The 9,972-nt window shown below is 65.0% G+C and carries 9 protein-coding genes; 5 read left to right on the forward strand and 4 right to left on the reverse strand.

Going from position 1 to position 9,972, the window contains the following annotated elements:
• The 4 genes from NTX40_07610 to NTX40_07625 form a co-directional block, all read left to right on the forward strand.
• Positions 1-752: DUF3410 domain-containing protein (locus tag NTX40_07610; GenBank protein MCX5648945.1), on the forward strand; the 752-nt coding region annotated here is incomplete at its 5' end.
• A gap of 12 nt (positions 753-764) precedes the next feature.
• Positions 765-2,027: a lactate racemase domain-containing protein gene (locus NTX40_07615; GenBank protein MCX5648946.1), complete on the forward strand. Its 1,263-nt coding sequence runs from the start codon at positions 765-767 to the stop codon at positions 2,025-2,027.
• Between the two features lie 55 nt (positions 2,028-2,082).
• Entirely contained in the window at positions 2,083-3,375 is a 1,293-nt protein-coding gene (locus NTX40_07620) for a diphosphate--fructose-6-phosphate 1-phosphotransferase (protein ID MCX5648947.1), read from the forward strand.
• A 69-nt stretch (positions 3,376-3,444) separates the two neighbouring features.
• On the forward strand, positions 3,445-4,620 hold the full coding sequence (locus NTX40_07625; GenBank protein MCX5648948.1) for a phosphoribosylaminoimidazolecarboxamide formyltransferase: 1,176 nt from the start codon (positions 3,445-3,447) through the stop codon (positions 4,618-4,620).
• Positions 4,621-4,712: 92 nt separating this feature from the next.
• On the opposite strand, the gene NTX40_07630 is transcribed toward NTX40_07625, so the two are convergent.
• Positions 4,713-5,621, reverse strand: a complete 909-nt coding sequence (locus NTX40_07630; protein ID MCX5648949.1) for a hypothetical protein — start codon at positions 5,619-5,621, stop codon at positions 4,713-4,715.
• Positions 5,622-5,865: 244 nt separating this feature from the next.
• The gene (locus NTX40_07635) at positions 5,866-6,759 is read right to left on the reverse strand and encodes an HAD hydrolase-like protein (protein ID MCX5648950.1); all 894 of its coding nucleotides are present in this window, start codon (positions 6,757-6,759) and stop codon (positions 5,866-5,868) included.
• Positions 6,760-6,932: 173 nt separating this feature from the next.
• Here NTX40_07635 and NTX40_07640 point away from each other — a divergent pair, with 173 nt between their 5' ends.
• Positions 6,933-7,718, forward strand: coding sequence for an SDR family oxidoreductase (locus tag NTX40_07640; protein MCX5648951.1), 786 nt, complete (start codon positions 6,933-6,935; stop codon positions 7,716-7,718).
• Between the two features lie 66 nt (positions 7,719-7,784).
• Here NTX40_07640 and NTX40_07645 read toward each other — a convergent pair whose 3' ends face one another.
• Positions 7,785-9,266, reverse strand: a complete 1,482-nt coding sequence (locus NTX40_07645; protein MCX5648952.1) for a B12-binding domain-containing radical SAM protein — start codon at positions 9,264-9,266, stop codon at positions 7,785-7,787.
• A gap of 292 nt (positions 9,267-9,558) precedes the next feature.
• Positions 9,559-9,972, reverse strand: a 414-nt coding sequence (locus tag NTX40_07650) for a hypothetical protein (protein ID MCX5648953.1), incomplete at its 5' end; no start/stop codon positions are given.

A 9,972-nucleotide genomic window follows, 5' to 3' on the forward strand; every position in this document is an offset into this window, starting at 1 on the left:
TCGCCGAGGGGCTCGGCATGACCGTCCTCAGGAACGACCCGCCCCTCGCCTGCGAGACCGGGGACCCAAAATACGTGCCGATTGAAACTCTTTTCGACGCCGACATCGTGACGTTCCACGTGCCTCTCTCGCGCGAGGGCCACGATGCGACATACCACATGATCGGCGAAAGCCTGCTCAGCCGCCTCAAGCGGGACGTGATTCTCCTCAACACGTCGCGCGGCAGCGTGGCGGACACGGCAGCGCTGAAGGCGACTTGCGCAGCTGGCCGCCTCGGTGCGCTGGTGTTCGACGTTTGGAAAAACGAGCCCAACATCGACCTGGAACTTCTGAAGGCCGTGGACATCGCGACGCCGCACATCGCCGGCTATTCCTACGACGGCAAGGTGAACGGGACGCGGATGATCCTGGAGGCGTTCTGTCGCCATTTCGGCCTTGCGCGCGCGTGGGATCCCTCGCCCCTGATGCCGCCGCCCGAGACGCCGCGGATCCGCCTCCCGGCTGGGGTGGACGCGCAGCAGGCGATCCGGTATGCTACCCGTGCCGCTTACGATATCGAGGCGGATGACGCGAGGCTCCGGGCGATCCGCGAGAAACCGGCCGAGGGACGGAGCGCGTATTTTAAGTCGCTCCGGAAAAACTATCCCGTGCGGCGAGAGTTTCCGCAGACGACGGTTGAACTCGGGTCCGCCGGCTCGCAGGTCCGATCGGCCCTGGAGACCCTCGGGTTCCCGGTCGAGCCGGCGTCGTAAAAAGGACGGCCCATGCTGATTGGCCGCGGACATAAGGAAGGCCTCGTTGCCGACGTGGAGGTCCGCGAGTTCGTGAGCGAGGCGATTGCCGGCCTTGACATCGGGGGCAAGCGCATCCTCGCGCTGATTCCCGACTCGACGCGCACCGCCCCCGTCGGCCTCATGTTCCGGACGCTGGCGGACGCCCTCAAGGGCCGCGCGGCCAAACTCGATTTTCTCATCGCCCTCGGCACGCACCGCGCGATGAAGGAGACGCAAATCCTCAAACTCCTCGAGATGACGGCCAAGGAGCGGCGCACCCGCTACGGCGACATCGAGATTTTCAACCACGCCTGGGACGACCCGAAGGTGCTGGAGACGATCGGGACGCTGTCGGCCCGCGAGATGGACCGCCTGACCGAAGGGCGATACGCCCGCGACGTTCCCGTCCGGATCAACCGCCTTGTCTTCGACTACGACCGGCTTTTCATCGTCGGCCCGACCTTTCCGCACGAGGTGGTCGGTTTCTCCGGCGGGCACAAGTATCTCTTCCCCGGCATCTGCGGGGCCGAGTTCCTCAACTTCTTCCACTGGCTCGGCGCCCTGGTGACGAACTGGAAGATCAACGGCGTCAAGGATACCGTCGTCCGGCGCGTCATCGACCGCGCTGCCGAGTTCGTCAAGGTTCCCATCACGAACTTCGGCCTGGTCATGACACACGAGGACCTCAAGGGCCTCTACATCGGGGAGGCGCGCGAATCCTGGTCGGCCGCGGCCGACCTCTCAGCCCAGGTCCACATCCGCCACATGGATCACGCGTTCAAGAAGGTGCTCGGCATCGCGCCGGAGATGTACGACGACCTCTGGACCGGCGGCAAGGTGATGTACAAACTCGAGCCCGTCGTCGCGGACGGCGGGGACCTCATCATCTACGCCCCGCACATTACGGAGGTTTCCTACACGCACGGTCGGTTGCTGGACAAGATCGGCTACCATTGCCTCGACTATTTCCGCGAGCAGATGGACAAGTTTGCCGACGTCCCCGGCGGCATCATGGCCCACTCGACCCACGTCCGGGGGCTCGGCACGTACTGCAACGCGGTTGAAAAGCCGCGCATCCATGTTATTCTGGCCACCGGCATCCCCGAGGAACGCTGCCGGCGAATCAACCTCGGGTACATGGACCCGGCGACGGTTCCAATCGACGAGTGGAGGAACCGCGAGGACGAAGGCATCCTCGTCGTGGACCATGCCGGAGAAGTTCTCCACCGCCTGAAATCGGAATCGATAACGTAAGGTCGCACGTTTAGCCGCCGCGCTTGCGCGGCGCGTTCGACAGGAGGGCGCGCAATTGCCCAAACCGAAAAACATCATCGTCGCCCAGTCGGGCGGTCCCTCGCCCGTCATCAACAACTCCATCCGCGGCGTCGTCGAGGCGTGCCTTGAGGACCCGAAGACGTTCGGCACCGTCTATGCTGCGTGGCACGGCATCGAGGGCGTCCTGAAGGAGGAACTGCTGGACCTTTCGGCCCAGCCGAAGAAGGAAATCCGGCTCCTGGAGACGACGCCGGCCGCTGGCGCCATCGGCACCTGCCGCTATAAACTCAAATCGCAGCAGAAGGAGGATTTCGAGCGGGTCATCGATGTCCTCAAGGCGCACCAGGTCGGGTACTTTTTCTACACAGGCGGCAACGACTCGATGGACACCGCCCACAAGATCGCCCAACTCGCCCACGAGCGCGGCCTGGACCTCGTCGCCACCGGCGTCCCGAAGACGATTGACAACGACGTCGGCGACTCGGAGTTCCAACTCATCGACCATACGCCCGGTTACGGGAGCGTTGCACGCTACTGGGCCTGCTACGTCCAGAGCGCCAACGAGGAAAACGCCGGCTCCTCGCCCGCCGACCCTGTGCTCGTCATACAGGCCATGGGCCGAAAGATCGGCTTCATCCCCGCCGCCGCACGCCTCGCCGACCCTGAGCGAAGCCTGCCGCTCCAGATTTACCTTGCCGAGGCCGGTGTCACGCTCGAGCAACTCGGCGATAACGTCAACGACGAACTGAAACAAAGCGGCCGATGCCTGGTTGTCGTCAGCGAAGGGTTCGACGTCGGAAGCCTCGGCGAGCGCCGCGACTCCTTCGGCCACGTGCAGTTCTCTTCCAGCGAGACCACCGTCTGCCAGATGGTCGTGAACTACCTCAACGAGAAGGGACTTACCGCTCGCGGGGCGGCGCGCGGCAACGTCCCCGGCACCGACCAGCGCCACAACATGCTCTACGCCTCGACCGTGGACCTCAAGGAAGCCTACGAGGTCGGCCGAAAGGCCGCCGAGATTGCCGCGCGTGAAGGCTCCGGCTGGATGGCCACCATCCTTCGCGACCCGGGGGCCAAGTACCGGGTCCGCTACGACAAGGTCCCTCTGGAGGCGATGGCGAACTCCGAACGCAAGTTTCCGGCCGGGTGGATCGCCCCGTCGCGCTGCGACGTCACGGATGATTTTCTGGCCTACGCCCGGCCGCTCATTGGCGGCGAGTGGGTCCAGGTGCCGCTCGAAGACGGTCTCCAGCGCTTCGCGCGCTTCGAGCCGACCTTCGCGGAAAAGAAATGCAAGGCGTATGTGCCCCAGGCGCACCGCAAGTAGCAAACCCATGCTTAGCCGCTCCCCCGGCGCGCCGGGGGAGCGAGTCGCCAGCAATGAAAGGGTGAAAGGATGGCCAAAGAGATTCGACTCCGCTACGGCATGAACCCGCACCAGAAGCACGCGCGCATCTTCGTCGCCAAGGGCGATTTGCCCATCGAGGTCCTCTCCGGCTCGCCCGGGTTCATCAACGTGCTCGATGCCCTGAACGCATGGGCCCTCGTCAAGGAACTTCGCCAGGCGCTCGGTCTCCCGGCCGCGGCGTCGTTCAAGCACGTGAGCCCGGCCGGCGCCGCCGTGTCGGCACCCCTTTCGGACGCCGAGAAGAAGGCCTACTTCGTGGATGACATGCCGGACCTTTCGCTGCTGGCAATCGCCTACGCCCGGGCCCGCGGGGCCGACCGCATGTCCAGTTTCGGTGATTTTGCCGCCTTTTCAGATAAGGTGGACCGCTCCGCGGCCGAACTCCTCGCCCGCGAGGTGTCCGACGGCTGCATCGCCCCCGCCTATGATGCCGACGCCCTCAAGGTCCTGCGCGAGAAGCGCGGCGGAAAGTTCCTCGTCATGAAAATGGACCCGGACTTCAAGCCTCCCGAACTTGAGACGCGCGAACTTTACGGCATTCACCTGGAGCAGACTCGCAACGCCGCCGTCCCAGGCCCGGAACTTTGTAGGAACATCGTCACCCAGAAGAAGGACCTCCCCGCGGAGGCCGTCCGAGACCTCATGGTCGGCAGTATCGCGCTGAAGTACACGCAGTCGAACTCCGTCGCGTTCGCGAAGAGCGGCCAGGCGATCGGCATCGGCGCCGGCCAGCAGTCGCGGGTCCACTGCACGCGCCTCGCCGGCTCCAAGGCCGACATTTGGTGGCTCCGCCAGCACCCGCACGTCCTGGAGGCCACGTTCAAGGAAGGCCTCTCGCGGGCCGAGATGAACAACGCCATCGACCAGTATCTGCTCGAGCACCCGACGCCACTCGAGGAACGGGCCTGGAAAGAGGCGTTCGCCCCGGCCCCGAAACCGCTCTCGGCCAAGGAACGGCGGGACTGGATCGACAAACTCACCGGCGTCAGCCTTGCCTCCGATGCTTTCTTCCCCTTCCGCGACTCGATCGACCGCGCCGCCCAGAGCGGCGTGAAATATATCCTTCAGCCGGGCGGCTCCGACCGCGACGACCTGGTCATCCAGGCCTGCGACGAGCACGGCATGGTCATGGCCTTCTCCGGCCTCCGCCTGTTCCACCACTAGACGCGACGCGTGTCCGTGCGCAGATAGTAAAAAGGGCGGCGGGTCGGAAGACCCGCCGCCCTTGATTCTACCTGCTCCGCCCGGACTATGTCTTACGCCGTTCCCATCGGTGCCGTCACTTTCTCCGGAACGAGGGCCAGGGCGTTCACGCAGTCAATCGCCTTCGCGTAGAACACAAGCGCCAGAACAAAAAAAACTGGCAGCACGAGCAAGCCGACGCAAGGCACCGCGCCCACGAGGGCCAGGATGCAGATCGTTTTCGCCAGGCCCTCCGGCGCCTGGGGGGACTCAATCCCGCGCTGCGCGACGAAGGCATTATAGTCCTGCGTCCATCCGAGAATCGCCTGGAACATCCAATACAAGTTGTAAAACGGGACAAAGAGCAGGCCGACGGCCTTGCCCGGCGTCGCCCGCACGGGGCCCGCCTGAAGGGCCGACCACATCTTGTAGAGGAGCACGAACCCAATCACACCGCTGTAAATCTGCACCGCATATCCGATGATGAACACGATCAGGCACAGGAGCCCCCATCTCCACATCCCCTGGGTCATGGCGGTCATGTTGGCCATGGCTTCCTGGGGGTTTTCGGCCCCGCCATGCTGGGCGGCGACGGCGCCGGCGCCGAACACGAAGAGGCCAATGACGTAGAGGATCGCCGCCACCGCGAGGACCGCCGGTCCCGCCACGATCGAGGTGAGGTAGAACTTCTTCGACATCCGCGTGGGCGCCCGGATGACGCCTCCCGCTGGACCCACGCCGAGCGATGCGGCCGCCGGGACCGGACGCGGCGGTGCCACCGGTTTCAGCGCCAGCGGCGCCGGCGCCTTCGCTGCAGGGGGCGGCGGCTCCGGTTTGGCCGGTGCCTGGGCCGGCGCGGGCGCGGCCCTGGCGGCCGGGGCCTGGAGAACCTGCCCGCATGCCGGACACTTGACGCGTTTGCCCGCCGACTCGTCCTTCACCATCAGCCGCTTGCCGCACTTGGCGCACTGAAATTGGATCATGATGCTGCTACCCCCTTGCCCTGTCGAAACCCCCGAACGGATGGGCGGCCCCAAGGCTTCGCATCGGGAAATGCTCCCCACCGGCGGCACCGCCGACCGAAACGCCGCAGCATCGTACCATCGTCCCCGGCCGGGGCGTCAAATGAAATCGGGCCAGGACCCGCTCGCCTCCGGCTCGCGGCTAACCGTGACGGCGCGCGGCCGCCTCTGTCACTTCGTCACTGCGTTACTGCGTCACTTGTTTTCAATGCTTCCACGGCGGCGTTTCGGGCAGCAACTTCTCGAACTCCGCAATCAGGCGCGCCTCGTACTCGCGCGTGTACTTGCCCGCCAGGAACTTCGGCCCCGCTTCCTGGTGGAACCTCGCCCACGATTCCTCCTCGTGACCCGGGTTGATCGGGTAAAACATGGCCTTGTTCGCCTGGGCGGCCTTCAAGTCGCCCGGCGCGTCGCCGATCATGAGGATCTTCTCCGGCGGATACTTTCCGCCTGCCGCGATCTCGAGGTGCTCCTTCTTCGGGCCCATCTCCTGGCCTGCGATGAGCCCCATGTACCGCCCGATGCCGTGCTCCTCCCACTCGCGTTCGAGGGCCTCCCCGGGCGTCGCGCTGACGACCATCAGGTCGGCCTTGCCGGCCAGGAGTTCCAGGCTCTCCCGCACCCCCGGGAACGGCGGCACCTTCTTCACGATCTTCGCGACCATCTCGTTGATGGTCTTCGACCAGTCCAGGACCTGCGCCAGTTCGGCGTTGCCGGTGCGCTCGACCTCGGCCTTCAGTTCCGGGTTGCCCAGGGCCTTGGCGCGCGAGGTCCACGCTTTCAGTTCCTTCAAGAGCGGTATGTCGACCTTGCGGCGGATAACCTCCGGGCGCTCCCGCAGGTGGTTCATCACGTGCTGGAGGGCGTGGAAGCGGTTGCAGCCGCGCTCCTTGGAATACAGGTTCACAAAGTCCCACGCCTCGCGGGCGTACTTCGACACGGCCGCCAGGTCCCATTTCCACACCGTGACGGGGCAGAAGCATTCCTTGTGCTTCGGTTCCATCGTGTCGAACGCGCAGCCGTCCGAGTCGATCCCCACGAAGTACTCGCACGTCGGCTGGAAGGCTTTCAGTTTCACATGCGGGTCTGCTTTCGCCACTTCCTGTCTCCTTCTCTGGCCAAGGGTTCGAAGGGGGCTGTATGCTATCAGCGGAGGGAGAAGTTTCAAGCCTTTTGGCTGGGGCCGACGCCGGCCGGCCGGAATCCCTTGAATCCCCCGCCTTCCCTGCTATCCTATTCTCGTTCCGCAGGCCGGATAAAAGGAGGCGGAGAATGGCCGATTCGGCTTACTTGACCACGATGTTCGGACTCGACGGCAGGCGAGCGGCCGTCATCGGCGGCGGCGGCGTCCTCGCCGGCGCCATGGCCCTCGCCCTCGCCCGCGCGGGGGCCAAGGTGGCCGTCCTCGACCTCAATCCCGATGCCGCCAAGACTCGCGCCGACCAAATCACCAAGGCCGGCGGCACCGCGCTGGCCCTTAAGGTGGACGTCGCCTCCAAACGCGACCTTCAGACCGCCTCCGACGCGATCGACAAGGCCTGGGGCGGCACCGACATCCTCATCAACGCCCCCGGCCTCAACTCCGGCACCCCCTTCTTCGAAATCGCCGAAGAAGAGTGGGAGAAACTTATTGCCGTGGACTTGAAGGGCGTCTTTCTCGCCTGCCAAGTCTTCGGGCGCGGCATGGTCCAGCGCAAGGGCGGCTCCATCATCAACATTTCGAGCGCTTCGAGCGGACCGCCCCTCTCGAGGGTCTTCACCTACGGTGTCGCGAAGGGCGGCGTCAACCAGATCACCCAGTTCCTCGCCCGCGAGTGGGCCGAGGCCGGCGTCCGCGTCAATGCCCTTATCCCCGGTTTCTTCCCGGCCGAGCAGAATCGCCGCCTCCTCACCGAGGAACGCACCGCCCAGATCATGGCCCACACGCCGATGAAACGCTTCGGCGAACCCGAGGAACTTCTCGGTGCCGTCCTCTGGCTCGCCAGCGCGAAGGCCTCCGGATTCGTCACGGGCGCCCTGGTGCGCGTCGACGGCGGCTTCCTCGCCATGACCATCTGAAGCCCCGGCGCGCTCTCGCCAGAGTCCGATGACGCTGTGGAGTCGCAGAAATGTGCCCGCCCGGGCCTACTCCAGGCCGAGCGACCGGCAGACCTTGCGGCAATGGTAACCAGAGATGGCCAGCGTGACGGCTAGCGGAAAGAGTTCAGGCCTCCGGAATCGCGTCCACGCCAGGAGCCGCCAGTACCCCAGCCGCCCCTTCTCGAGGATGCCCAGCCGAAGGACCGAACGCAAAAATGCCAGAACGTCTTCAAACCGGAACCGCTCCTGCGCCTTCGGCGCCTTGTACTCCCGCAGGAAGGTCCGCACGCGCTCGTAGTAATGTTTCGGCGAGTAGATCTGCTCCAGGATCTTGCGGTATCCCTCGTGCAGCCGCTCCGCGCTCATCCGCGGGACGAGGTTTATCGTTCCGTCCACGCTGTCGCCTGACGGTCGGCCCAGCAGGCGCCCCTCGCGCTTCAGACGCTCGTACAGCTTCGTCCCGGGGAACGCCTGGAGCAGACCCACCATGGCCGTCACGATCCCGCTCTTCTGAATGAAATCGATCTGCCGCTGGAAAATGGACGGCTCATCGCTGTCGAAGCCGACGATGAACCCGCCCTGCACCTGCAGGCCGCAGCGCTGCATCCGCTTCACGTCCGCCACCAGGTCCCGCCCCTGGTTCTGTTTCTTGTTGCACTCGACCAGGCTCGTCTCGTCCGGCGTCTCGACCCCGATGAAGACCATGTGGAATCCCGCCTCGGCCATCATCCGCATCAGGTCCTCGTCGTCCGCCAGGTTTATCGAGACCTGGGTCTGAAACGGGATGCCGGGATGGTTCTTCTGCCACGCGATCAGGGCCGGCAGGAGGTCCGTCCTCAAAACCTCTTTCTTGCCGACGAAATTGTCATCCACGAAGAAGACGCCCGCGCGCCAGCCCCGGTCGTAGATGTCGTCCAGTTCCGCAAGGATCTGCCCCGTCGTCTTCGTCCGGAACTTGTGACCAAAAAGCGCCGTCACGTTGCAGAAGTCACAGTTGAACGGGCACCCGCGCGAAAACTGGATGCTCATCCAGCCGTATCGCCTCAGGTCCGCCAGGTCCCACTGCGGGATCGGCGTCTCGCGCAGGTCCGCACGCTCCTCGCTCGCGTAGAGGTGCTTCGCCCGGCCCTGGCTCAGGTCTTCCAGGAACGGCGGGAGCGTCACCTCCGCCTCGTTCAGCACGAAATGGTCCACTTCCTCGAACTGGTCGTGCTCGATGGTAAACAGCGGCCCCCCCGCCACCACCTTCAGGCCCGCCGCCTTGCACCGCCCGATCACCTGCCGCGCGGACTCCCGCTGCACCACCATCGCGCTCACCATCGCCAGGTCCGCCCACGCCAGGTCCTTCGCGCGGAGCCGCGTCACGTTCAAGTCCACCAGACGCTTCGACCAGTCCGCCGGCAGCATGGCCGCTACCGTCAGCAGCCCCAGCGGCGGCGAACCCGCACGCTTCCGGATGAACTTCAGCGCATGCTTGAAACTCCAGAACGTGTCGGGACACTCAGGATAAATCAAAAGGACGTTAATCGGATGGTTCCCCTACAAAGCCCACATACCCCCCCCACGTCATCGCCCGAATTATATCACGTCGGCCCCCCCATTTTCCACCAAATTTTCCGGAGCCAACCCACGCCTCCGAAGACAGACCCCTCTTGCCGTGGGCCGTCGCCCCATCCCTAATGACCCTGAGCGGGATGGCCGGTTGCCCCACCTGACCCCACGGGGCCGCTCGGAATTGGGGGCCCAGTAGCAATCCTCGGCGTTCTGATCGCCTTGGCGGCAGGACCCGGCGGCACGCCCCAGCCGGCCCCGCGCCCCGTCACCAGAAGATCGTCGTGTCGTACGGCAGAATGACGAAATCGTCCTCGAACGACTGGTACGTGGCGGCCCGATCGCTGCTCTGGCTGCGTATGGCGTCGCCTTGCGCCCACTCGCCCGACCCGCCGACCTTCCCCAGCAGCCCCTGGAACTGCCCCTCCACGCTCGCAAACTCCTTGACCAGCGCGCTGCACTTCTGAATGTCTTCCTTCTCCACGTTCGTGTAGGACCACGGCCGCTGCCGTTTTACCCGGATCTTCGCCGCCTTGCCCCGCAGTTGGGGAACCATCGTATTCGCCAGTTCCTGGAGCCGCGTCCCTGCCATTTGCGCCGTTTCTCGCACGTCCTTAGCCGCCATGTTCGGATCCAGCACGCGGGCCTGCCGGAACCCTTCCGCCACGTCGGCGAATAGAGT

The organism is Planctomycetota bacterium (assembly GCA_026387035.1).
In the GTDB taxonomy this organism is placed as follows: Bacteria; Planctomycetota; Phycisphaerae; order FEN-1346; family FEN-1346; genus JAPLMM01.